This window comes from Maribacter aquimaris, assembly GCF_014596745.1.
GTDB lineage: Bacteria > Bacteroidota > Bacteroidia > Flavobacteriales > Flavobacteriaceae > Maribacter_A > Maribacter_A aquimaris.
This window is the reverse complement of sequence record NZ_JABTCF010000001.1, coordinates 944,605-970,884: the sequence shown is the minus strand read 5'-3', so window position 1 is coordinate 970,884 and position 26,280 is coordinate 944,605. Positions and strand designations below refer to the sequence as shown.

At 41.6% G+C, this 26,280-nt stretch carries 13 protein-coding genes and 1 riboswitch; of the genes, 5 read left to right on the top strand and 8 right to left on the bottom strand.

The features are described from left to right. Nucleotides 1-128: 128 nt before the first annotated feature. The gene (locus tag HPE56_RS04135) at nt 129-2,786 is read right to left on the bottom strand and encodes a glycoside hydrolase family 3 protein (protein WP_188242476.1); all 2,658 of its coding nucleotides are present in this window, start codon (nt 2,784-2,786) and stop codon (nt 129-131) included. 454 nt (nt 2,787-3,240) lie between these two features. On the opposite strand from HPE56_RS04135, the gene HPE56_RS04130 reads away from it, so the two are divergent. Further along, the gene (locus HPE56_RS04130) at nt 3,241-3,852 is read left to right on the top strand and encodes a class I SAM-dependent DNA methyltransferase (protein WP_188242475.1); all 612 of its coding nucleotides are present in this window, start codon (nt 3,241-3,243) and stop codon (nt 3,850-3,852) included. 131 nt (nt 3,853-3,983) lie between these two features. On the opposite strand, the gene HPE56_RS04125 is transcribed toward HPE56_RS04130, so the two are convergent. Further along, complete coding sequence (locus HPE56_RS04125) at nt 3,984-14,756, bottom strand: T9SS type B sorting domain-containing protein (RefSeq protein WP_188242474.1); 10,773 nt, start codon at nt 14,754-14,756, stop codon at nt 3,984-3,986. Between the two features lie 607 nt (nt 14,757-15,363). Next, nucleotides 15,364-15,561, top strand: a riboswitch (cobalamin riboswitch). Nucleotides 15,562-15,690: 129 nt separating this feature from the next. On the opposite strand from HPE56_RS04125, the gene nrdG reads away from it, so the two are divergent. Genes nrdG through HPE56_RS04110 form a run of 3 tightly spaced genes read left to right on the top strand, consistent with a single transcriptional unit; the run spans nt 15,691 to nt 18,191 of the window. Continuing rightward, the gene (nrdG, locus tag HPE56_RS04120) at nt 15,691-16,143 is read left to right on the top strand and encodes an anaerobic ribonucleoside-triphosphate reductase activating protein (RefSeq protein WP_188242473.1); all 453 of its coding nucleotides are present in this window, start codon (nt 15,691-15,693) and stop codon (nt 16,141-16,143) included. 3 nt (nt 16,144-16,146) lie between these two features. Continuing rightward, a complete protein-coding gene (gene nrdD, locus HPE56_RS04115) occupies nt 16,147-18,024 on the top strand; it encodes an anaerobic ribonucleoside-triphosphate reductase (RefSeq protein ID WP_188242472.1) in 1,878 nt (625 codons plus the stop codon). Then, nucleotides 18,021-18,191 (top strand): hypothetical protein, encoded by a 171-nt coding sequence (locus HPE56_RS04110; RefSeq protein ID WP_188242471.1) that lies wholly within the window; start codon nt 18,021-18,023, stop codon nt 18,189-18,191. Before nrdD ends, HPE56_RS04110 begins: the two co-directional genes overlap by 4 nt. 174 nt (nt 18,192-18,365) lie before the next feature. Here the strand turns inward: HPE56_RS04110 and HPE56_RS04105 are convergent, their stop codons facing one another. The 6 genes from HPE56_RS04105 to HPE56_RS04080 form a co-directional block, all read right to left on the bottom strand. After that, entirely contained in the window at nt 18,366-18,953 is a 588-nt protein-coding gene (locus HPE56_RS04105; protein ID WP_188242470.1) for a LutC/YkgG family protein, read from the bottom strand. 9 nt (nt 18,954-18,962) lie between these two features. Continuing rightward, the gene (locus tag HPE56_RS04100) at nt 18,963-20,345 is read right to left on the bottom strand and encodes a lactate utilization protein B (protein WP_188242469.1); all 1,383 of its coding nucleotides are present in this window, start codon (nt 20,343-20,345) and stop codon (nt 18,963-18,965) included. Between the two features lie 37 nt (nt 20,346-20,382). Beyond that, nucleotides 20,383-21,120, bottom strand: a complete 738-nt coding sequence (locus HPE56_RS04095; RefSeq protein ID WP_188242522.1) for a (Fe-S)-binding protein — start codon at nt 21,118-21,120, stop codon at nt 20,383-20,385. A gap of 149 nt (nt 21,121-21,269) precedes the next feature. Next, entirely contained in the window at nt 21,270-22,568 is a 1,299-nt protein-coding gene (gene fucP / locus HPE56_RS04090; RefSeq protein WP_188242468.1) for an L-fucose:H+ symporter permease, read from the bottom strand. A 118-nt stretch (nt 22,569-22,686) separates the two neighbouring features. Further along, on the bottom strand, nt 22,687-24,126 hold the full coding sequence (gene aldA / locus HPE56_RS04085; RefSeq protein ID WP_188242467.1) for an aldehyde dehydrogenase: 1,440 nt from the start codon (nt 24,124-24,126) through the stop codon (nt 22,687-22,689). Nucleotides 24,127-24,463: 337 nt separating this feature from the next. Beyond that, nucleotides 24,464-25,363 carry an AraC family transcriptional regulator gene (locus HPE56_RS04080; RefSeq protein ID WP_188242466.1) on the bottom strand — a complete coding sequence of 300 codons (900 nt, stop codon included), beginning with the start codon at nt 25,361-25,363 and terminating at the stop codon, nt 24,464-24,466. A gap of 103 nt (nt 25,364-25,466) precedes the next feature. Between HPE56_RS04080 and rhaD the strand changes: the two genes are divergently transcribed. Then, nucleotides 25,467-26,261, top strand: coding sequence for a rhamnulose-1-phosphate aldolase (gene rhaD / locus HPE56_RS04075; RefSeq protein WP_188242465.1), 795 nt, complete (start codon nt 25,467-25,469; stop codon nt 26,259-26,261). Nucleotides 26,262-26,280 lie beyond the last annotated feature (19 nt).

Genomic DNA, 26,280 nt, shown 5'->3' with positions numbered 1-26,280 from the left:
TTCAAAACCATTAGGTCGATTAAGTTCCACTACAATTGACTGTCATACTCAAATGTAAATATTAAAGTCTATAAAAAAGGTATAAGCCATAAATTGATATTAAAATTCAATTTGATGGTTATCAGGGTTTATTCTACCTGGAATACATCCTCCAATCGAATGTCATCCGATGCGGCACCAACCTTTACAACAAATTCCCCGGATTCTACGACCCGTTTCATTTCCCTGTTCCAGAGTCCTAAATCATCCGGCAATATAGTAAAGTTTACTTCTTTTGCTTCTCCTGGACCCAACGTAACCCGTTTAAACCCTCTAAGCTGCATTTTAGGGGTGGCTACAGAGCTGTAGGAATCCGTGATATATAATTGCACAACCTCGGCCCCTTTTCGGCTTGAGGTGTTTTTTATAGTCACCTTGATTTGCTGTTCTTCAGTTTGGGATAGGGTTGGTTTTTCTATCCTTAACCCGGAATATTCAAATTCGCTGTAGCTCAATCCATGACCAAAGGCAAATAAGGGTTGACTGCTTCCATCCACGTAGGAACCTGTTGAGGACTTTTTTTGATTGTAATAAATTGGAATCTGGCCATTGTCCCTTGGAAAGGTAATGGGTAATTTTCCGGACGGATTAACCTTCCCCAAGATAATATCAACAGTGGCCTGACCGGCCATTTCCCCTGCATACCAGGTCTCAAGGATTGCATCGGCCTTTTCACTTTCCTCAACCAATACCAAGGGTCTCCCGTTTTGAAGAACAAGTACAATGGGTGTTTCCGATTTGGCGACCTCATGCAATAATCTTTTACTGTATGTATTCAGTTCAAGGTTCATTTTATCCTTTCCCTCTCCGGATTCGTCTTCCTTTTCACCCAACACCAAAACAACCACATCAGCTTTTTTGGCAGCATCTACGGCTTTTTCGAACATATTTTGTTTTTTTTGGGTTTCTGGATTGACATTCCATCGAAGTTTTATATCCGCAAACTCATCAAATTCCACTAATTCTAGTTGGATAGGGTATTTCTTCCCTTTTTCCAAACGTATTTGCTGTTTGGTCCATGAGTTTTTCTTTTCCTGGTCCCAGCTATCAATAAGCACCTTATCGTCAATGGAAAGTCTTCCTAGGTCATCGGCCCAAAGCTGAAACCCATAGGTGCCGGTCAGTTCAGGAACGATATATCCTTTCCAGAGAATTGAGAAATTATCGCTTGAGATACCGGCTGCCGGACTCAGATTATGCCAGTATTGTGATAATTGGGTCTCTACTTTTGTTAAGGCTGGTTCACCCGAAAAATCGGTATTGTTAAAATACGTGGCAACAAGTCCTTCTTCTCCGGTAGGCGTCCTTAAGAAGCGAGCGTCAATTTCCTCCATGCCATTGCTGGGTACCACGACATTGACAAAGTCCACATTATAATTCGTAGCCTTAAAGGCATCCATAATAGAAACGCCTTCTACGTTTTTAGGGGAATAGCCCCCTAATAGAACTTTATCGGCCAACTCCCCGATTACGGCAATGTTTTTGATATCCTTTCCCAAGGGTAATAAGGTGTTGTTGTTTTGTAGTAAGGTAATCGATTTATGAGCCGATTCCAGAGCCAATGCCTGATGGGGTACTGAATGATACCGCTTAGCCTTTAAAGCGGTATCGATATATGGGTTTTCAAATAGCCCAAGACTGAATTTCACATATAGGACGCTTGAAACTGCCCTGTCAACATCGGCCATATCCAGTGATTTATCATCCAAGGCATCGATAATCGACTGTTGAAAAAGACCATGATCATAATCGTAGAATTGCATATCCAATCCCGACCGGATGGAATTGGCAATAGCCTCTTTGGGTGTTTTTGCGGTATGATGGGAATTATTTTGCTTGGCAATTGCCCCCAAATCCGAAAGAACCATTCCTTTAAAACCCCATTCGTCCCGCAACACTTCTTTTAGCAGCCAAGGGTCGGCAGCGGCTGGTACACCATCCCATTCGTGATATGCGGCCATGGCACCTAAGGCACCTGCTTCTTTGAATGCTTTCTCGAATACATATAGGAAGTTCGACCGAGCCTCACGTTCACCAATAAAAACAGGGGCTGTATTTTTTCCTCCTTCAGGAATACTATGGATTCCAAAATGTTTTGGTTCGGCTACAATGGCATTATCCGCTGTTAGGTCATCACCTTGCATTCCCTTGATAAAGGCAACTCCGTTCCTGGCCGCTAAATAAGGATCCTCACTATACGTTTCCTGAACACGGCCCCAGCGTGGCTCCCTGCCGATACCCAGAACGGGGGATAGTACCATATGTACACCTACTGAGCGTGTTTCGGTACCAATTGCCTTACCTATTTTCTCCATAAGTGCTGTATCCCACATACCACCCATTCCAATCGGTACGGGAAAAGCAGTGGATTTATTCCCTTGGTATCCGTGTAAAGCCTCTTCGATAAACAGAACAGGGATTCCCAAACGATTGTTTTCAATGACATAGCGCTGAAGTTCATTGGAGTGTTCTGCCGATTCCGGATAATAATCATGCACGGAACCAATGGTCGTTTGTTGCAGGATTTGATCGGTTTTTTCTGGCGATAATTTACCGTCGTTCACTAGGTCGTTTGCAGAATACATATCCAATTGCCCAACCTTTTCCTCTAAGGTCATTCTGGAGATCAAATCGGATACCCGTGTGTCTATTGCCAGTGTTGCGTCCTTGTAAGCAGGGATGTTTCCCTGTTGATCGCAAGCGGTTAGAAATAAGGCTAAAAACAATAAGCTTTGAATTTTTCCCATTTTATGATTGGTATAGTTGGAGATTGTCAATTTTCAATAATCGTCGAATAGCAATTTAAAGGATTGGAATTGAATTTGTAAAACTTATCGACCAACAACACTTTCTAAAAGATCGGTACTATCCAATGATATATCAACTGCCTGGATTCCTGTGTTTTTGAAGTGTATTTCACTGTTGTTTCAAAGGGATTAAGGGGTGTTTGCAATGCCATTTACGACTGTGGTTCAATAAGCATTGCCTTCTTGATGATAAGTTCCGGTATGCCGTTTTGGTTTATTGGATATTAGGTTGTTGTAGTGTTCCAGAAGGAGCCGGAGATCCCATTTCAAAGGTGTTTCCGTATAGGTAAGGAACCCTAATAAAAAAAAATCCATTTAAATGGTGCACTTAGTTACCTTACATAATTTAATATTGTTGTAATTTAAATCCTTGGTTAACCCAAAATCAGAAGCAATGGATCATTTTGACAAAAAGGCCGAAACATGGGATATAAATCCTGATAAACAACAGCGGGCTCAGGTTTTCGCTGACGAAATCAATGCTTTTATACGACCGAACAAGCAATTGAATGCACTGGAATTTGGTTGTGGTACGGGCCTTTTAAGCTTTGCTTTGGGGGATGTCTTTAAAAACATCACCTTGGTGGATACTTCTGTGGGTATGATCGATGTCTTAAAGGAAAAAATAGCACAACAACATATTACCCATTTTTGTCCCGTATTGGCGGATCTTTTAAAAGATAAGCCCGATATAAAGGATATCGATGTTATCTATACGCTGATGACCCTACATCACATTCATGATCTGGATAGGGCTTTTTCCGTATTCCACGATCTCTTAAACACAAACGGTTATTTATGTATTGCCGACCTGGTTGAGGAAGATGGAAGTTTTCACAAACCTGAATTGAATTTTGATGGGCATCATGGGTTCAATAAAACCAAATTGGGTAACCTGCTTATTTCCCATGGTTTCTCGATAGCATATTACACAACACCACATATCATTATCAAAGAGAATGGGCGGGAGTATCCGCTGTTTTTATTGATAGCAAAAAAGGGTTGAGTATGAATAGCGGTAAAACCTATACGATGTAAAAAAGTTTTATTCCCTTTGTACGGGTCGTACTGTTTTAATATAGGCTTTACCGCTTCATATTGTGTTGACCTTTCGAGGTTCAATGGGTTGTCAAATCTTTATCTATATAGGGTGAAGTGGCCAACAAATTCCCTCGTATCCCCATCCCCGTTCAATTTGATAATATACCAATAGTCCCCGGCAGGTAGGTCTTCATCGTGATAAGAGCCTTCCCAGGCTTTTGTGTCCCGCAGCATTTTGTACAGCTTCCTTCCATATCTATCAAAGATTGAAATCGTTATATTTGGGAATATTTCGATATTTCGGGGTTTCCATGTATCGTTTTGACCATCGCCATCCGGAGTAAAGAAATTCGGAATCTCGATATCGATGAATTCCATAAATATTTCCTGGGTGACACTACAGCCGTTTTCATCGGTAACCGTAATGCTATAGGTGTCCGTTCTTTTTATTAGGAAGGTATTGTCTTCCGTTACCGGCTCATTGTTAACCTGATAGGTATAGTTAGGATTTCCTCCTAATGCTTCCGCTGTTATCTCATTGATATTCTCATTTGTCAATTGAAGGGTCAACGGTTCAAAATCCTGTACTTCAAAATCAAAACTTCTCATACAGCCGTTGGCATGGGTAACATAGAGGGTATGTTCTCCAGGGGTTATGTTGGTGAAATCAGGATCCATTACCATTTCATTTGGGTCACTTGTATCCAAACCATAAAGTAAATCAGGAACTATCGATGGATCCTCAAATTCTAACGTTACATAATTTGTGGGCAATACTCCGGAACATTCGTAAACGACATCAACCGTAGCTGCTAAGTTGTAACCAGATTCAATAGTGAATAAATCATATGTTGTACAACCATTAGCGTCCTTGATATAGATGAAATGCGTACCACTGGGAAGATTGCCATAACTCATTATACCTTCTACAAAGTCACTGTCCCCATTAGCGTTTAGACTTGTACTATATGGTGCAGTTCCGCCTTGAATGTCAAGGGTTACAAGACCGTCTTCACTGCCGTAACATATTTCATCTTCAGTGGTGAACGTCAATGTTAATGCTTCAGGCTCTTGAATAGTAAAATCAAGGACTTCAAAACAACCATTTGCATCTTGTACGATTATGGTATAATCGCCAGCGGCCAGATCGGTAAAGGTACTTTCATTATTAAACTGGTTTAGATTAGGTGAAATGGCATATTGATACTCTTTGGTTCCACCGGATACCGTTAAAGAAATGATGCCATCATCAGCGCCCATACAAGTTACATCGGTAACTTCACTGGCAACTACAAGTGCTGTCGGCTCTGAAATAACAATACTTGTAGAAACCCATTCACAGTCTCCGCTGGTAATCCCCACATAGTAGGTGCCTTGTGGGAGGTTTTCGAAGAAGCCATCTGTGTTGGTAGGTGCGGCGGTGGTTGTCATTGAGGCATCGTAATAAAGTCCATATACGTAATTACCCAAACCTCCTGATGCTCTTGCCGAAATTGCTGCCGTACTGTCCCCATTACAATTGATGGATGCGCTATTTAGATCAATATCAGCAGTTAAAGGGGTAAGGTCATTAATGGTAACGGCATTGGTAAGTATAGGGGTACAACCATTGGCATCCCTTACATAATACTGATAGGGTATGGCATCCGGAGTTACATTAAAAATATGGGTATTTCCACCTGACATATCTGTAAATGGCCCAGACTCTGAGGTGCTATATTGATATATATTACCAATAAACGGGGTTCCTCCTTCTACAGAAAGCGTTAATTGGGCGTCTACGTCACAAGTTAGGGGAGTTGACATCACCAATGTGCCGACCACGGGTTCAGGATTGTTGATTGATACTTCGGTGGTGATAGAAGTACAACCGGCATCATCAGTAATGTTGATGCTGTAATTTCCGGCGTTTAAACCATTGAAAGTGGCTGAAGTTTGTGTTGTTGATGTAGTGACTATGACACCATTTTCAATAGTGTTCAAACTGTATAATACCGTACCAACTCCTCCTGAAGTAAGTGTTGTGTTTATACTACCATCGGCATCACCGATACAATCCAAGGTCTGTGTTGCGGGATCAATATCCGCAACCAATGGATCAACGGTCTGTACGGTGCCACTCAATGTACTGTTCGTACATCCTGCGGCATCGGTGATCTCTATCGTATAAGTACCGTCGGATAAATCAGTGAATACATAACTATATACATCGCTTTGGGTGAATCCCAATGATGGAATGGAAATGGTATACGGCGCTATGCCACCTGTAGGCTCTACGGACAACCTTCCTTGGTCATTGGAGCATGAAGCATTTCCGATTTCACTGATAATGGCGTTCAAAGGGGTATCGGCACCACCAACAGTAACCATGGTTTCTTCGGTACAATATGGAAAATCCGTTTGTACGACCACCACGCGATAGGTGCCTTTTGGAAGGTCGATATTGCCGCTTAACGCTGTATTTCCGCTACCGTTAACAACAAAGGAATCATCACTACTATCGGATAATGTTCCATTGGCATCGTAAGCCGACCAATCAAAATTGCCGGTGTATCCCCCCGTAATCTCTATGTGGTTTTGACTGTTGTCACCAGCACAAATCACAGGGCTATCTTCAATGATATCTATATCAAAGGATGCTATTTCCTCTACGGTATGGGTAATGATGACCGTGCATCCGGTAACCGTATTGGCTACCTTAAAGGAATGCATGCCGACCTGTAAACCATTAAAGGTTCCTGTGGTATTGGTCTCTCCTGTGGCTACATTCTCAAAACTATAATTATGGCCTGCCGTTGATGAATCCGATAATGAGCCGTTGGCCGTAATGGTTATGGTCTCACCGGTATTGGCACATGATATATCATCGTCCACGACAATGTCAGGATCTTGTAATTCGTCAAATGCATTTATAGTCGCCGTGGTGGTTCCCATACATCCCGCGTCATCATACACGTTAATGGTGTATGTGCCCCCGGTAAAATCGGTTACAATGAGCTGATTGTTGTTCCCGTCTTTGACAACATTGCTCGAAGGGTCTATAAACTCGTAACGGACATAGGTGCTTGTTCCTCCGGAAATTGCAGTGTAATTTACCGTGATCGATGCATTGTCTTGATTATTTCCAGCGGCACATCCAAATTGAACAATATCAGTAGCCGGAATTGTAACGGTAATCGCTGTTGGCTCAGCAATGGTAATCGTTGCGGAATCTGATGTACAACTGTTTATTCCTGTAGCCCTGACCACATAATCTCCCGGTGCCAAGTTCTCGAAAGTGCCCGTAGTGGAGTTATCGGTGAAATCACTTGCAGCAATTGGGTTTAAGGAAGGGTCCAATAATTCATAAGTCAATGGAGTTATTCCATTGTCTGTCTGCCTTACGGTAATTATACCGTCATTTGATGCATTACAACTTACATCTGTTGGCGTTGCATCGAAGTCCGGATAAATAATACCAGGGACTTCTACGGTAAAGGTCCTTTCGCAAACTTCATGGTCTGTAGTTGCATCTACATATACTTTTATTTCATAAGTCCCTGCAACTGTTGGGTGGTATTCAATGGTACTTCCTCCCATGGTCGTTTTTGGAACAACCATTGTAGAAGTTGTGGTTTCTTCGACCGAATAGTCATAGGTACCTGATCCTTGAATGGCTTCTATTTCTATTGTCGCATCAGGAGTTGGCGAACAATCGAGCAACTTGGTTAACTGGGCATTGGCTTGTAAAGCGGGGTGCACCGTAAAGCTTGTTTGTGCCGCTGAACATCCATTGCCATCTATCACATAGAAATCATAATCCCCAGGGGCAACACCCGTAAAAATGCCTCCATTGTCCATAAAAGAAGTAGGGGTAGGGCCACCAGTAGTGACCATGGCATATCTTAGATTCCCTACGGCCGAATTGGCGGTAAGGGTTACCTCGATATTACCATCGCAATTGGCTACTTGGATATCGTTTATGGTCGGATTAGGCGTTAAGGTCATTGAAACCATGTAGGGAACACTTGTTGCACAACCATATACATCCGTTATGGTAATATTGTAATCTCCCGCAGGTGAACTGGCAGGAATCTCAATGGGGTTCTGTGATGTTGCGGAAATAGCGGTAAATCCGGACGGACCCGTTACATCAAAAGTATACGGAGCGGTTCCCCCATTGATGTTGGTAACTGCAATGAGTCCGGATTGGTTACAACCAATTTCCCTTGATGCTGTTGGTGTGGCAGTAATAGGAAGTTGCTCCTTGATCTCAACGTTTTCACTACCACCATAACAACCGTCGGCATTCGTATTATCCACTTGTGTTACTTCAATATAGTAATCGCTTTCTGGTAAGTTTTTGAATTCAATTGTTGGTGCGTAGGCAACATTGGTGGCGGTGGGACCTGTTCCACTTACCTTTATGGGAGTGGGATTACCCACTTCGTAAAATTCCCATCTCATTTTGGGTTGGGGAGTGTCGGGGTTTAGGGTAAATAGAATTGAACCGTTATTGGACCCAAAGCAGCTTGGAGCTGCTGATTCTGTTATTTCCAAGGGAATATTCACCCCTGGGATCTCATTGATGTTCTGCTGACTTTGCCTAATACAATCATTTGCATCCTTAACATAGAACATATAGGTTCTACCCGGTGTTAACCCTGTAAATTCATAAGGGGTAGTTGTGGCAGGGGAGGTCCATGAGGCGGTAGCAGGATCAAAATTCAAGGGATCTTCCGTATAAGCATAAACATAACCAGGTGATCCTTTCTTCCCTTGTACCTTAACCTTAAGTTCATTACATCCCATTTGGATGGTCGTGAGGGAAATATCCAGGTTTTCCAATGGGTAGGTCAAGGTATATCGAGGTAGATCGTAACGGCAAAGGGTGTTTCCGCTACCATCCACCGTTCTGATGGAAGGATTGACCTCGTCTCCGGAGGTTAATCCTAAATCATTGAAAGTGTCGCTGATTCTCCAACTATTACCATTGTCATGGCTAAACTCAAGGGTTCCGTTCAATCCTGTAGTTGGGTATCCTTCAAGTTTGAACCCATACGCTGGGGTACAAGTTCCAGTATCAAACTCTGTCAGTATAGCTGCGGTAAGTACGGGAGGATCTACAATATCGATAGTGGATTCTATTACCGTGCAACCCAATCCGTCTGTTACGCGCACTTCGTATGTGCCTGCGATTACATTGTTGAATGTATGGGTGGTTAACGATACATTGGAAGTTGAGGCAATCTCGGTTCCACCTTGGTATAGCACATAATTAAATGCACCGGTTTGGGAAATTTCGGAGGAAGTAAGACTTGTTCCACCTGATTTTTGAACATCTACTTCAATGGTACCGTTGCCGCCATTACAATTGGGGTCAACAGAGGTGACACTTAATTCCCATATCACAGCGGGATTAATGATTATATCCTCTTCTATTACTTCACAAAAATCAGAAGCTCCATTGTTATCACGCACATATAGATCAAATCCTGATGGGTTTGCCGAGGCCGTTGCATCATCAATCGTAAAATTGGTTGTGGTTACAAAATCACTTGGGGTTGGCGTTGTTCCATCGGGGACCAAGGCGTATACCAAGGTTCCGTTTCCACCGGATGCAGTCACAACTATGGTACCGTCGGCACATGAGCTTACATCTGTTTCTGTTACGTTGACTACTATTTGGGCATCTATGGTCACGGTTTCTACACCGCCGTCACATCCGTAGGAATCTTTTACATTAACCGTATATGTTCCATTAGCCAATCCTGTAAAAGTATAGGTGTCTGATGTAGCTGGGGTCGGACTTTGCCATGGGCCACCATCTATTTGAAAAAGATAGTCTCCATTTCCCGTATTTACGGTTAATTCAATAGTTGCATCATTACTTCCGTCATAACAACTGGTTGAATTTATGGAATAGGTTAGTGGGTTAGGTTGATTCAGGGTGATGATCGAACTTCTTTCCGTACATCCATTAAGGTCCTGGACAACGACTATATAATCACCAGATCCAAGTCCATCAAATGTGGCTCCCGAAGCATTTGGGAATGGCACTAATGTATTCCCCAAACCATCCTCAAGGGAATATTCATAGGAGGGGGTACCTCCTGTAACCGTAGTCTTTATGGTTCCTAGCGGATCGCTACAAGATAAATTTCGCTCTATACTGGGTGTAACTGTAAGTGCCGCTGGTTCCTTGATCTCTTGGGTTAATGTTATTGTACATGAGGGTTCATCCTTCTTTCGTATTATAACACTTTTATTACCTGCGGTAAGTTCCAATGGGGTTGTTACCGGCATTACGGAAGGGGCTGTCCATGTTGTTCCTCCATCAACAGTATATTCAATTCCCGCACTTGGGTTAAAGTTCTCCACCTCGAACGAAATGGATCCATCATGGCCACCGTTACAGGTGATGTCGGTATGGCCAACAATGCTAGCCTCAAATTTATTTCCTGCCTCAATGACCACAGGAATATCCATCGTCCTTGGGCAGGATTTTGGAATCTGTTCCACCAAAATATCATCGATGGCCACGTCATTTCCACTATTTCCTATTTTTTTGGAAATAAGAACAAAGTCCAGTTCGGTGTGGTTTCCAGGGTTCATGGAAAACTCATAGGTATTCCAGTCTTTATTTTTTGGGATATCATGGGTTCGGACCTCTCCGACAACCGTCTCTGTTCCGGGAATACGCATTTGAACATATAGGTCTGGATCTAATTGGTTACTACTCTTGAGCAAATTGATGGCTGCAAAGGATACTCTCATATCCTGATTAGGGATAATATCCTTAATAGGTTTTTTATAAATGACCTGTCCAGGGGCCGGTGAACCTACATTGATAACCAAATACCGGCCACTGGTATCGGTTCCGTTCGTGGTGTGGTCGACGGGTCTCAACCACGTTCCGAAGGGGGAAACTATATAGCTGGTCACGGAGTATTCAAAATCATTGATGTAGGTATTGCTTCCCACTTGGTCTTCATAGGTATAGCCTAAGGTATAGTCACTATCCACTGTACCACCACTTCCGAAATCCTCATGTAGTAGCACGCTTGGGTTAGGCGGATTATTCTCAGTGTAATCCGCGGTGATTGTGTATGTACCAGGGGCAATCCCGGTAAAGATCCCATCTGAGACCGAAATGCTCGGTGTGGTATCGATGGTGTATTCATAGTTGTAAATAGTTTGATCCGCAGTTAAGGTTATGTCTCCGTTACCGTCGCAATCATAACCCAAATCCATATCAAAAACAGGAACCGGAGGTACTGGGTCGATAGTAATCGGCAAGGTTATCTCACATCCCCGGGAATCCTTGGCAATTAGGATATGGCTTCCAGAGGGTAATTGACTGGTTCTAACACTGGGGTCCATCGGGTCATCTGCAGTGAATGTACTTCCCCCATCAAAACTGAACTGATATGGAGGGGTTCCCCCTTCTATATTGGTAAAACGGACTTCCGAATAGTCATTGACATTACAGGTTCCTGTACTGGAAACACCGGCATTGGCCTTAAAGCTCTCGGGGTCGTCCAAGGTAAAGTCCACCTTATCCTCACAACCATCCGCACTTTTGACCTTGATCGTATATTGGCCTGGTGATAGGTTTGTAAAAGTAGGGTCGTTCTGTTGCGTAGCCCAATCGTCAATACTGTAAGTATAGGGAGTTTGCCCGCCGGAAACATTCATGGTTACCTTCCCTGTACTGGAACCTTCGCATTTTACCTCAGAATCTATTGTTGGTGCGGATACGGTCAAACTTGCGAGGTCTTTAATGGTAACTTCATTGGATATGGACCAGCAGTTATTTCCATCAACTACCACAAAGCGATACGTACCTTCCTCTCCTGAAATAAAATTGAAAACTCCTGGGGCTATGGTGTCTCGTTGAAATTCCGTGGTTGGGATATCCGAGATATCTGAATAGGTTGTTAAACCATCTTTTTCCCAGATGGCATATAAATAAGAGGGATCGGGATACCCTTCGGTCGCACTTAAGGTAATAGTGCCGTCGGTACATGAAATTTGTTTCGTTGTAACGGCGGTAACCTGTGGGTCAGGGATTTCATCTATGGTTACGGTTTTAGAGACTTCACAATTGTCATCTGTTTTTACCACTACCACATAGTCCCCTGCATTCAAATCATTAAAAGTGAAATCACTACTTGTATACGCCAATTCATTGTCTATGAGTGTTCCAGGGTTTCCGGAACCGTCATCGGAGTACAGTTCATAACCATAATTTGCCCTACCATTACCTGCCAATATACGTACGCTACCTTGATCTTGACAATTGACAGATTCTGTGGTAATATCAAGGCTTAGCTCTTTCGAGCTTATACCGATATCTTCCGTACTGAATACACAGCTTCCATCTATTGGGTCACCAGTGGTGCCATCTAACTGAGTGAATTCAACACGATAGGTACCTGAAGTGCTTATTGTAAAGTTAGGGCCATTGCCACTTGCATAAGGAATAACAACATTATCCGAAGTAGCATCTACCAATTGATAACCATAACCGGAACCTACCCCGGAAATCTTAATAAATCCATCTGTTGTACAGTATATATCTTGACTGGTATAGGTAAAGTCCAAGTTGTTCTGATACACATCAAAATAAAAAATACTGTTACAACCTCCGGAATATGATAATACCAATCGGAACCTACCTTCTTCATTTGCGGAATAGCTATTGCCACTGGCCACTTGGTTCCATGTGCATCCCGACTGGTTGGTAGCACAATCGGTACTGGTCACCGTACAGCTGGTTTCATCAAGTTTTTCCCACGTAATACTGTTCGCATCCGTAATGTTAAGAATTAGCTCTTGCGTGTCACTTGTTCCACAAAGGAATATTTGTGGAAGTTCAGACCCATCGTTAGAGCATTGAACGATTTCTCCTTGTATGTCATTTGTGGTATCTGCGTCTCCGTTTAATGTATTAAAATAAGTGATGATAGGGTTTACTTGGGTGCTTCCAAAACGGGTCACTTCCATTGATTCAATACTAGAGCCGCAGGATGTGGATTCCTTTAAAACTAAATAAAATCCTGTTTCTTGTACGGTGATGGTTGCAGGGTCACCATCGGGGTCACTATCATTATATATGGTATCGGTAGAGTCTATTTCGCCGTTTTCATTTAGGTCCTTGTACCAAGTATATGTTTCATATCCAGAGCCAGCTGTGATCTCTGCATTATCACCACATATTTGAATTTCGCTTTCGAAAACACAATCTGTAAGGTCATCCAACAAGAAATTCGTTGCCCCGGTCGTAACCAATCCACAATTACTAACGTTGGAAACACTTGGGTCATCTGAAATAGTTTGTCCGCTTGTTGCACCATCATAAGTAGCATAGGCTATATTATCGATTGTGGAACTACAAGCGGCTACAAAATCATTACAATTGTTAGAAACCTTTACCCGAATCCTAATCTCATAGGTGTTGCCCCCTTCGGTGACAAGGGCGTTGGGTACATTGAACGTTAGTTCATTTGGGTCAGTTCCCGAGGCTGTCCAAGTGGTGCCCGGTGCATTTTCTACATCTACACCTTCCAATTCAACATTATTGGGAAGAACATCCTTTAATGAGAAATTTTTGGCATCATCATTACCACGATTCCAAAACCGAAGAACATATTCTATAGATTGTCCGAGGTTAACTCCGCCACCCGTAATATCGTTTTCGGCAAGATCCTCAACTTTTTTCTCTACGATAATCTCTGGGTCTATAATTTCAACCGAAACCGTGGTTAGGAAAAGAATTACCCCTTCACTCGAAGTACTTATCTTAATTTCTCCGCTATCATGATCATTAGGTAATACATTATTGCTTGGGTTGGTCAACTCCAAAAGGTCTGCGTCCCATCCTAAAGTGTTATGACTTGCCGGTGTACGAGTGTCTACCCAACTGCCAAGTTTTGTTATGGTGCTGTTGAACACGTTATTGCTTGGGTTAAGGCCATCGCTCAAAAAGGTCCAACTATCAGAGGGAGTTGCCCTAAAACGCATGCTTGGCCCCGTTATCCGGTCCCCATCCATAGTACTGGCCCCTATAATTGCATTTACCGGCTGTGGGGCTGGTACGGTTTTAAAACCATTAAAGGAAAAATCTACTTCCTTGTAGGTGCTTCCCATGGCAGCGTAACCATCAAAAGTAGAGATGTACTTACTTGTTGAATCTTGGTTTTCATAAATAACCACCATGGTCCATCCTGCACTGACATTTTTTTCATTGGTCGAGGCCACGATATTGGCTACTGTATATTCTCCATTGGGATTGGAAAGTCCTGATAACAAATGGGTGACATTTGCATAATTGAGATAAGAGGTCATATTGACCCCGCTCAATTCATCCACATCAACAACCCCTGGGTCTGTGAGTCCGTCACCATCCCGATCCCCATCCTTATCATAGATCTGTTCATATTCAAATTGGGGGTCACTGCTTGGACCTATATCTATATAACTGCCTCCAGGAACCTTGAGTTTTACGGATTTGTGCTTCCCATCCCTATTTGTATCCCTATATATGCCACCCCAATACAAGCCTGCGTACAATACGGTCGAGCAACTGGGGGCATTCAATTCTGCGCTACTGGAACTAAAAGTAGTCGGGTCCCTGTCAATATCGATATAATCCATATAAACACCTTGGTTGCTGGCAGAACCATTGTAGTCAGCGTTAGGGTTGCTACGGATACTAACAATATTATTGGCCACATAAACGAGGTCTCCCTTAACTTTGATGTTTCCACCAGGAAGTCGTGGTTCAAAGGGTACGGAGAGCTGTGCATGGGATATGGCGACAGCACCAATAAATAATAAAAAGGTTGGTATTCGAAGGAAGTGTTTTTTAAGAGACTTAAAGTACATTATTGGATATTGTTTTAGCCTAAAATCAGTTGGTTTGGTAGAATATTATCAAAACTATGGAGTCCTTTAACATTTTGAAAAGTTATGTTGTGAATAAGAGGAATAATGTTGTAAAATATGATACTTGGTAAGTCACGTTTAGCCGAGGTATTTTAGAAGCATATGATTTTGGTATTTCATCGGTTGAAATCGTAGATGAACTGCAGGTTTGATAGTGGTTGCAATCGTTTTGGAATGTCAGAAATTTCCAACGTAAATCCAGAAAACCGTGCCAATACCTAAATGCGGGTTTGGATAGATTTCGAAGTTAGATCAGCAAAGGGTGTATTGAAGGATGCGGTATTTTTATTTTGTACATACAAGGGGGTAAAACTTGAAATTCCTTGACGATAAAGATGGCTTAAGAGGATTCGTTGGGCAGGGGGAAGGGTGCCACCATAAAGTATCATTGCGATGCATGACAAGTTTAAAAAGTCCACGGGTAATGGAAGTCCCAAAAATCACATACCCTATTTGAATTGATGGATGTGGCTAAGCTCAAGTTTATATGTTGATAACTGTTTTAATAAAGTATTCACATCGACAATCAACCAACAAGTTTCTTAATTACTTTTACTTGGAATTTGGTTCTATTATACCTTACCGGTATATGGGATTAAAATGGGAATCAGGTGAAAAACCTGGACTGTTCCCGCAGCTGTAAGCTCTTTAAAGGTTTTACATTCTTTTGTCACTGTTTGTAGTACAAATGGGAAGACGTAAAACCAGAGTAAGTCAGAAGACCTGCCAGATTCAATATAATGTCAAGCTTTCGGGAGAAAAGTTACTGTCATGGAATATTCTTTTTTTTGAATAATCTTAGCTTTTGACGATTAACCAATCACTAAAAGGGTGAGGTCCAACTGTTTGTAATAGTGGTTAAATTTATTGTAGGATGTATTATTCGGACATTCAAATAGTACTGCAGGAAGTCCCTGGGGAAATTAGCATATGCTTCAGTATATGCGGTTGTAAACTTCGTTGTGAAGGGTGCCATTCACCCATTTTATGGAAAGAAGGAAATGGAAGGCAACTTACCCGGGATGTCTATGAAAATACATTGACCACCTATAAGGGGTTAGCTAATTGTGTATTGTTCATGGGCGGTGAATGGCATCAAACAGAACTTTTAGGGTACCTCGATTTTGCGAGACTAGAGGGGTACAAGACTTGCCTTTATTCCGGAGAAGAGTGTGTTGATGACGCAATATTGGAACGCCTTGATTGGGTTAAAACCGGCAAGTGGATTACTGAATTGGGAGGATTGGATTCCCCTAGAACCAATCAAAAATTTATAGAAGTACGATCAAATAAACTATTGAATCATTTATTCTTAAAAAACCACTGAGACATGATTAGATTATCACAAGAGCAGGTAAACAAAAAAATCGATTTCATCGGTAACTATATCAATGCCCATAATGCGGCCGATGGTTCTAAAATGGATGCAAACGCCAATGTATCCTCCAAGAACATTGCCACTATGGAGGCTGAATTGAATAAGGATGTCAATATTCAGGTGAACAGGCAGTTGGTAAAAAATAAGATTGCACAATTGTTTGATGATGATCTAGCCAACGAATATGTTAGGCAAATAGAATCGCACGAAATATACGTGCATGATGAAACCTCATTGAAACCTTATTGTGTCTCCATTAGTATGTACCCGTTTTTGTTTGACGGTTTAACAAAATTAGGGGGAGAAAGTAAGGCGCCCCAGCATCTAGAGAGTTATTGTGGTGAATTCGTAAACCTTGTTTTTGCTGTTAGCTCCCAATTTGCAGGGGCTTTGGCAACGGTGGAATTTCTATTGTACTTTGATTTTTTTGCAAGGAAGGATTTTGGGGAAGGTTACTTGAACACCCACACCAATACAATCGTAAACCATCTACAACATGTTGTTTACGCCATTAATCAACCGGCAGCGGCAAGGGGGTATCAATCGGTTTTTTGGAATATCTCTATATATGATGAAAAGTATTATGACAGTCTATTCGGTGAATTTGTTTTTCCTAATAGGGATAAACCGCAATGGGATAGTCTGAAAAAACTGCAAAAATTCTTTATGAAATGGTTTAACAAGGAACGCGAAAAAGCCGTATTGACTTTCCCAGTTGTGACTGCTGCGATGTTGGTCAAGGAAGGTCGACCCGTAGATAATGAATTTGCTGAAATGTGTGCCACCGAATTGAGCGAAGGAAACTCCTTTTTCATTTATCAATCCAAGCGTGCCGATAGCCTAGCCTCTTGTTGCAGGCTAAGAAATGAAATCAGCGATAATACTTTTAGTTATTCGTTAGGGGCCGGTGGGGTTTCCACGGGTTCCATCAATGTAATCACCCTAAATATGAATCGCTTGATCCAAAAGGGGAAGGACCTTAAAACGGAAATCAACAAAATCCAGAAGTATCAAGTGGCCTATCGAAAATTAATCGAGGATTATAAAAATGCAGGAATGTTACCGGTATATGATTCAGGATTCATTTCACTGGACAAACAATTTTTGACCATAGGGATAAATGGCATGGTTGAAGCAGCGGAAAGCCAAGGAATAAAGGTGGAAAACAAGTGTGCCTATAAATTATTCGTATCAAACCACCTTCAGATCATTTATGAAGCCAATAAAGAAGCAAAAAGGAAATTTGGATATATGTTCAATACCGAATTTGTACCTGCCGAAAATTTAGGCGTAAAAAATGCGAAATGGGATAAGGAAGATGGACTGTTCGTACCTAGGGATTGCTACAATTCCTATTTCTATCCCGTTGAAGATGTCGCTATAAACACATTGGATAAAATAATGCTTCATGGGAATGAAATAATTAAGTATTTGGATGGCGGTTCCGCACTACATTTAAATTTGGAGGAAGCACCAAACAAGGAAGGGTTTTTGAAATTGATCAAGGCCACTGCGGTTGCAGGATGTAATTACTTTTGCTTTAATATAAAAATCACCATTTGTAACGCCTGTGAGAACATTGACAAACGAACGCTCCAGAAATGCAGTAAATGTGGGTCAAAAAACATTGATTATGGCACAAGGGTCATCGGGTATTTAAAACGGATTTCAAATTTCAGCTCTGCCCGTCAACGGGAACATGATTTACGATTTTATCATTTTGATGAATCGAAGGTTGCCATGGCACAATTACAAGAGGCAAGAGTGGGGAAGCTTGGAATGTTCGGAAATAAAGGGGAAGTTGAATTGGAAATAGAAACGCATCCATGAAAAATAATCTATCGGAGATGATGGGATTGGATATCTACCTTTCATCGTTAAGCACGGATGGATACCATAAGATAGAAGACCTTGTCAAACCCCAGGAAAGTAGGATAATGCCGCTTTTAAGTTGGGATATTTATAGTCATGACCAAGGCAATCGTGGTTATGTGTAAGGGTCTTCAAGATGTGGATGGGCTCATCCCTAAGAAGGGGAAGGCAATGGACGTTAACAATAAACCCATTTAAAAGGAATCCAATACACCTTACATGACATAATAGGGTGCAGTACAGCACCAGCAAGCTCCCTTAATCTTGATTTCTTGCCTTAATTCATGGTGGTGCGATACTTATTTCAAAAAAACCGTTAAACTCATGGCACCTTGGGCTCCAATAACCAAAGATTGTTCAATATCGGCAGTTTTGGAAGGACCGGATATGAATATTCCGTAATCTAAGTCCATAGGGTTAATCGCACTATAGGCTTGATGCATATAGGGTACTATATTTTCTTTTGGAAGGACTAAGACCAGGTGTTTGGTTATAAACGGAATGACCCGAACCGGAATGTCATTGTCGGTTAACCATACAGCGCCATTTTCGGCAACGCCCAATGTACTCTCCAAAACCAAAACATCAAGGTCGTTAAGTTCATGTGGGTTTTTGAAGGATTCGGAATCAATGGTGTTGAAAAATCCGGAATCATCCAAGTTTGAAAAGTTGACTTTCGTTTCGGGAAATGCCTCTTGTGTTTTGGATAGGACCTCTTTGTTATCCGTTACTTCAAATACCTTACCTCCAGCGACTTCTGTCTTACGAATGAACTCCTTGACTTTATCGATGTTTTCATCGAAAACGGCAGGGTTTATTTTTGGCAACGCTATAAATTCAGGCTTATTGGCCTTAAGTTTTTTTAAAATAGTGTCTCTGCTGTCCATTTCCTAGTTTTATTTTTGGTCGGTTTTTTTATTGTTTTCCCGCTCTTTGTACCACTGGTCGAAACTCTTTTTGGGCCCTACAGGTAAATCCCTTGTCTTGCCCCAAATATTAGGCCAAGCGTTGATCAATGATTTGGGAAGGGTTCTTAAAGCCCAGCGCGCCACAGCACCTACTTTTCCATAAAGGGAAGGCTTTGAGAAAATTTTCCCCATCGCAGCCATTGATTTCTTTTTGATAAAAGGTTGGGGTGTTTCTTTACCTATAATCTGCCTCCATTTATATAATTGGGTGTGGATATCGATTTTCACAGGACAAACATCGGAGCATGATCCACATAGGGTAGAGGCAAATGGCAGGGTGCTGTATTTTGTCAAATCTTTACCTGGGGATAGTATGGAGCCAATGGGTCCAGGAATAGTGGCATCATAACTGTGTCCGCCACTTCTTCTATAAATGGGGCAGGTGTTCATGCAGGCACCACATCGAATACAATGTAGCGAGGCCCTGAAATCGGGTCGGCTTAATTGCTTGGAACGCCCGTTATCCACAATGACAATATGCATTTTAACCCCCTTTCCGGGCTTTCTAAAATGAGAGGAGTATGTGGTGATCGGTTGTCCGGTGGCACTTCTCGCAAGAAGCCGTAAAAAAACACCCAGGTGTTCCTGTTTGGGTATGATTTTCTCAACGCCCATGCAGGCGATATGTATGGGGGCCAAATGGGCTCCCATATCCGCATTACCTTCATTGGTGCAAACAACAAAACCCCCATTTTCAGCAATAGCAAAGTTTACCCCGGTAATCGCTGCATCCGCATGGATGAATTTTTCCCTCAAATGCTTTCTAGCCTCTCCTGTGAGGTATTGTGGGTCCCCATCACAGGGTTCTGTCCCCAGATGTTCTTGAAACAATTCATCTACTTCAAGTTTGTTTTTATGGATTGCAGGTAATACGATATGGCTCGGCTTTTCCTTTGCCAATTGGACAATGCGTTCACCCAGATCGGTATCTATGACTTCTATATCGTTTGCTTCAAGGAAAGGATTTAAATGACATTCCTCAGTAAGCATCGATTTACTTTTAACCACTTTTTTGGCATTGTCCGCTTTTAGGATGCTATGCACGATTTGATTGTGCTCGTCCCCATTGGCCGCCCAGTGTACTTGTACGCCATTTTTTAATGCATTGGCTTCAAATTGTTCTAGATATACATCTAAATGGGATAGGGTGTGGGCCTTAATACCATGCCCTAGGTTTCTTAATTCTTCCCAACCTTTTACCTGATGAACCGAAAGATCCCGCTTATGCCTAACAAACCACAGGGCTTTATCATGCCAATCGACCTTTTTTTCATCTTTGTTAAAAATCCCAGCTAATTTTGAATGACTCATTTCAGTGTTTTTGACCCTAGGGGTGTGCTACTTTCGATTAAATCGTGCTGTTTAGGATTTCGGCGATGTGGCGCACTTGTAAGGGTTGTTTGTTTCGTGTGATCAATCCCTCTAGATGCATTAAACAAGACACATCGGTTGCGGTAATGACCTCTACTCCGTTTCTAAGATGATCCTGGATTTTATCCTTTCCCATTTTTGCGGAAACAACATCCTCGGTAACGGCGAAGGTGCCTCCGAAACCACAACATTCATCACTTCTGTCGAGGGGCATCAATTCGATACCCTCAACCTCTTTCAGCAATTCTTCAATATATGAATATGGTTCAATAACAAGTTCAGAAGAAGAGCCCAGTCTAAGGCCCCTCAGCCCGTGACAACTTTTGTGGACACCGACCTTATACGGAAATGAAGCTCCTAGATTTTTGATTTTTAAAACGTTAAGTATAAAATCACAAAGTTCATAAACATTCTTGCGAACCTTTATCACGTCGTCTGTTTGCTGAATGATGTTGTAATGTTTCTTTACATGATAGGCGCAACTTCCGGAAGGGGTTACGATATAATCAAAATCCTTGAAATTGTTGACAAAATTAATACAGGCCCCCTCAGATTCATTTTCAAAACCCGAATTGGCCATGGGTTGCCCGCAACAGGTTTGACCAGAAGGGTACACGACTTCAACCTTTAGTTTTTCCAAAAGTTCCAAAGTAGCTTTCCCTACCTGTGGGTATAATTGATTTATATAACAGGGAATGAACAATCCTACTTTCATATTCACGGATTACAAATTAATTTTATGTGTATAGTCCTTAATTCCCATAGGTTACTTTTCTATGGTTTAAAGACTTCAAAAGTTATGGCTTATTCTTGAATCCGTTACCATAAAAGGGTTAAATATGGATCAAGGAGTGTTTTTAGCATCTAGTTATAAATCTTTAATGTTCTATAACCATAAATGGCTATAATCATAAAACATAAAAAAGGCAGGACAAATGAGAAATTAACCCCGGAAAAAGGTCCAATATGCTCCATATCTATAAGGGTTCCCTGTAAAAGAGGCATTAAAGCGCCACCTACGATGGCCATGACCAATCCCGCAGCACCAAGCGAGGTATCCTCTTCTTTTAAACCATTGAGTGCGATACCGTAAATAGTAGGGAACATCAATGACATAAAAGCCGATGTAGCGACCAAAAAATATAATCCTAAAACACCATCGATTAAAATAACCCCTGTTGTCGTTACCATGGCACAAAGGGCGAAAATCATGAGTAGTTTTCTTGAGTTCACATACTTCATTAAAAACGTACTGATAAAACGACTTAGAAGAAATATACTCATGGCCACGATATTGTAATTCTGGGCTTCGGCCTTTGGTATGCCCAAGTTTCCGGCATATTGGATAATGAATGTCCAACACATTATTTGTGCGGCCACATAGAATAACTGGGCAATTACACCTTCTTTATATTTTCCGTTTTTAAATAATCTTTTAAAAGAGGATAGGGCACTGGATTGATTGGCTTGGTTCTTTCTTTTGGGCATTTTAGTTATCGAAATGATGACCAACATCCCAATGACCACAAAACCAAGAATAACATATGGATCCCTGATGATCGCCAAATCATGGGTTCTTATGGCTGCTTTTTCTACGGAATCAAGGGTGTTGAAAATAAGCTCCCCGGCCTCATTCCTCTTGTCCGAGTCCAAAGCGGTTAGAATAAACTTGGAAGCTACGAACATTCCGCACAGAGACCCTATTGGATTGAAAGCCTGGGCAAGGTTTAATCGCCTTGTAGCAGTCTGTTCATCACCCATTGAAAGTATGAAGGGATTTGCCGTTGTTTCAAGAAAGGCCAATCCAAAGGTTAGGATATATAAGGAGACCAAAAAATAACCGAAAACCTCGAACTTCGCAGCAGGGAAAAACAGTAATGCCCCTATGGCGTATAATATTAATCCTAAGATAATCCCTTGCTTATAGCTGTATTTACGAACAAAAAGAGCCGCGGGAATTGCCATGGTCGCATAGCCTCCGTAAAAAGCAAATTGAACCAATGCGGCTTTGGCGGTTGAAATTTCCATTACCGTCCCAAATGCGGCTACCATGGGGTTCGTAATATCATTGGCAAAACCCCACAAAGCAAATATTGAGGTGATGATGATAAAAGGTAAAAGCACCTCCTTGGATACTACAGGGATTTTATTGGTATTGGTCATTCTAGCACTGGTTTAATATCTGGGTTAAGGATAAAAAGTCAAAAAGCACTGTTTTGAAAATAGATTGGGGGATCTTTGAATTAACAAGTGCTTTTTGTTTCTTAACTTATGGGCACATCTATCGGTATTGGGCGTAGATGACTTTTGTCTGTAAGTACTCTTCCATGCCGTGTTTGCCATCCGCACCTCCCAATCCCGATTTTTTCCATCCTGCATGAAAACCTTGTATGGCTTCAAAATGCTCTCGGTTCACATAGGTTTCCCCAAATTCCAATTGGTCACAGGCGTGCATTACCTTGTTGAAATTCTCAGAGAATATAGAGGATGTTAATCCATATTGACAGTCATTTGCCAAAGCGATGGCCTCGTCTAAGGTACTGAATTTCATTACCGGTAGGACAGGGCCAAATACTTCCTCTTGTATTATTTGCATGTCCTGGGTTACATTGGTAAGCAATGTTGGTTGGTAGAAATAACCTTTGTCAAATTGATTGGATCGGGTACCCCCGACAACAACCTCTGCCCCTTCTTTTTTAGCATATTCAACCATTTCGGAAACCTTGTCCACTTGATCCTTCGATACCAAACTGCTCATATCGGGATTGTTTGTTGAAAAAGCATCCTCAACCTTGAGTTGGGACATTTTTTTAGCCACTCTATCCATGAATTCATCATAAATGGAATCTTCCACGTAGGCACGTTCGGCACAGTTACATACTTGCCCACTGAATATGACCCTTGATGATACAACAGCTTCAACGGCTAAATCCATGTTGGCATCCGCACATACAATGGCAGGGGCTTTTCCTCCCAACTCCAAGGAAACTTTGGTAATGTTCTCCGCTGCGGCCTCCATTATTTTTTGTCCGGCATATACGCTACCCGTTAAACTGACAATTCCGGTGATAGGGCTTTTGGTCAATGTATTTCCAACAATACTTCCCGATCCGCAAACAAAGTTCAGCACACCGGCAGGCAGGCCTATGTTGGCGATTAATTTGGCAAATTCCATTATAGTATTGGGGGCTTCACAACTGGGTTTGATAACACAGGTGTTCCCTGTCACCAATGAGGGAGCTATTTTTCTGGCCATTACAAAGAAAGGGAAGTTCCAAGGCAAAATCCCAACTGCAACCCCTATCGGGGCCTTATGCAAAAAGATATGCTCCTTTTTACGGTCACTTTGGATAATCTCGCCTTCTATTCTTCTGGCCCAACCAGCATTGTAATCAAAATAGTCCGCAGTCACATCGATTTCAACTTGGGCCAAGCCCATTACTTTGGCTTGTTCGGAAGCCAAGGTCTCTGCCAAAAAGATTCTGTTTTCACGGATAATCCTCGCCATTTTGTTCAAAAAACCGGCTCTTTCAATAGCCGTCAAGGACTTCCATGCGTGTTGGGAGGCTTGGGCTGCTTGTAATGCATTCTCAGCATCCGTGGCAGAACCTTTGGGAATCACGGCAAGTATTTCTTCGGTACAGGGGTTAAGGATATCTATCGTTTCGGTAGAGGTTGATTTCACAAAACTTCCGTTAATAAATTGATTGAATTCTTTCATTTGTTAAGTTTTTAGTTAATCGTCAGATACGAAGTAGTATCCGACCAATGTTTGTCAATGCTTTTATCCTAATGAAATAAAGAATCTTCAATTATTTGGCAATAAAAGGCTTAACAAATTTAATTTATAACACAATAATTGTGTTTATCTATTACAATCAATAATATGAAGAATTCAAACATTGAACAAGGGACTTCCTCGTAGGTTTTTAAATTAATTGAATGATTATTCCAATTCAATTGTTGAAAGGAAAAGATTGGAATACGTGATTTCCAAAGGGGGTAACTCGAAGGGGTATAGGATGTGGAAGGGGATGAAGCACTTGGCTTTTTGGTGATTAGGTATATCTTCCCGATCTATAAGTGGCTGGGGTCAATCCTATTACGGATTTGAACACTCTTGAGAAATGGTACCTGTCGGAAAAACCAAGTTTAAAGGAAACCTCCTCAATTGAATCATTGGTTTGCTCGAAAATATCACAGGCTTTTGCCATTTTTCTATTTTGGATGAAATTTTGGATTGTAATATTCATTTCCTCCTTGAACAGTCGGGCAAAGGAGTTCGGGGCCATATTCGCAATCCCGGCTATTTGGGGGTTGCTCAGTTTTTGTTCAATATTGATTTCAATGTAGCGAATGACCTTCAACACCCGTTCGTCGATGTTGATTACCTTCCATAATTCGGGACCGATATTGGTGAGTGATTCTTTAATGAAAGCGTGTAATTTCAAATTGAAGGTTAGCTTGAAATCCGTATTTTCTATTTTTAACCTTTCTGTTAAGTAATGCAATCTATCTTCTAGATAATCAGTTAATTCAATTTCAAAAACCCCTGGATATACATTGTCGAAGGGAACTCCTAAATTAAAATGGACGAAGAAGTGTATGAGGTGTTCGTGTTCATAGTCTTCTTCAATATAGTTGTTTGTTAGATGTTTTCCGGAAACATGAATCCCGTCACTGTACCTGTGGTTTTTGGTGAAACGGGATGAGAAGGAGGTGAATGGGGGTATTATATACAGGCAGTTGGGGCGCATGGTGTATACCTTGGTTTGATGGGTTAATTCACCTCCCTCATTTTTGTTCCAATAGAGCCTCCAAAAAGGAAAAACCATATCGTGGCAATCCCACAAATCCAACAGCCAATACCTGCAGCACAACAAGTTCAATTTAAGCCCGATAAAATTTTGATTATTGGATGATGGGTCGCCTAATTCGATGTCCTTAACAAGTTTCATTTGTGCCCAATGTTTAAATCAGATACAAAAATACATGTTTTACATATCTTCAAAACCTTAATGCTTAGGTATTTTTGTTAGTATAAAGCTTATTTTGAAAAGTATGAAAACCTTAAAACTCCCAAATCAGGTAGAAACAGAATTAAAAAAGGTCTCAGAAGTAGCAGGCTATTTATGGCAACGCGAATGGGCGGAGCGAAACGCAGGAAATATATCGATGAATCTAACCTCTTTTTTTACAAAGGAAGAAGTTGAGGGAATTGGTACTGAAGTGGCTTTTGATTTCCCTAAAGGAGCGGCGGGGTTTGTTATTTACATAACAGGGACCGGGTGCTATTTACGCGATTTAGTCGATAAACTTGATGAAGTATCCTGCATTCTTTACATCAATGGGGATGCTACGGCCTATTCGATTATTTGGGGCGGAAAACAGGAGAATTTTGGACCTACCTGCGAGTTGATCTCCCATGCCAGTATTCATTTGTTCAATTCACAACATCACCCAGAGAACTTAGCGGTAGTACATACGCATCCGTTGGAGTTGATTTGTATGAGTCACCATGAGTTGTTCGATGATGAGGAAGAATTGAATAGACAAATTTGGATGATGTGTCCAGAGGTAAAAGTATTCGTGCCTAAAGGTATTCACTGTACGCCTTATGCATTGTCCAGTACGGAAGCATTGGCAAAAGTGACGATTGAAGCCTTCAAAACCAGGAATATTTCATTATGGGAAAAGCATGGTGCAACCGCTACCGCCCCGGATGTTATGAAAGCTTGGGATTTTTTAGACGTGGCCAACAAAGGCGCAAAATTGTTGATGAAGTGCTGGGCAGCAGGTTTTAAACCTGCGGGATTATCGAACGAACAATTGGTGGAATTGGAACAATTCACCTAGAAACATAAAACTTACCAAA

What these genes read in the sequence shown, in the direction of transcription:
- HPE56_RS04110 (WP_188242471.1), top strand. Translation starts at nt 18,021, where the DNA reads ATGAAAAATAATCTATCGGAGATGATGGGATTGGATATCTACCTTTCA.
- HPE56_RS04125 (WP_188242474.1), bottom strand. Translation starts at nt 14,756, where the DNA reads ATGTACTTTAAGTCTCTTAAAAAACACTTCCTTCGAATACCAACCTTT.
- aldA (WP_188242467.1), bottom strand. Translation starts at nt 24,126, where the DNA reads ATGAAAGAATTCAATCAATTTATTAACGGAAGTTTTGTGAAATCAACC.
- nrdG (WP_188242473.1), top strand. Translation starts at nt 15,691, where the DNA reads ATGTATTATTCGGACATTCAAATAGTACTGCAGGAAGTCCCTGGGGAA.
- HPE56_RS04105 (WP_188242470.1), bottom strand. Translation starts at nt 18,953, where the DNA reads ATGGACAGCAGAGACACTATTTTAAAAAAACTTAAGGCCAATAAGCCT.
- nrdD (WP_188242472.1), top strand. Translation starts at nt 16,147, where the DNA reads ATGATTAGATTATCACAAGAGCAGGTAAACAAAAAAATCGATTTCATC.
- HPE56_RS04130 (WP_188242475.1), top strand. Translation starts at nt 3,241, where the DNA reads ATGGATCATTTTGACAAAAAGGCCGAAACATGGGATATAAATCCTGAT.
- rhaD (WP_188242465.1), top strand. Translation starts at nt 25,467, where the DNA reads ATGAAAACCTTAAAACTCCCAAATCAGGTAGAAACAGAATTAAAAAAG.
- HPE56_RS04135 (WP_188242476.1), bottom strand. Translation starts at nt 2,786, where the DNA reads ATGGGAAAAATTCAAAGCTTATTGTTTTTAGCCTTATTTCTAACCGCT.
- HPE56_RS04080 (WP_188242466.1), bottom strand. Translation starts at nt 25,363, where the DNA reads ATGAAACTTGTTAAGGACATCGAATTAGGCGACCCATCATCCAATAAT.
- HPE56_RS04095 (WP_188242522.1), bottom strand. Translation starts at nt 21,120, where the DNA reads ATGAAAGTAGGATTGTTCATTCCCTGTTATATAAATCAATTATACCCA.
- fucP (WP_188242468.1), bottom strand. Translation starts at nt 22,568, where the DNA reads ATGACCAATACCAATAAAATCCCTGTAGTATCCAAGGAGGTGCTTTTA.
- HPE56_RS04100 (WP_188242469.1), bottom strand. Translation starts at nt 20,345, where the DNA reads ATGAGTCATTCAAAATTAGCTGGGATTTTTAACAAAGATGAAAAAAAG.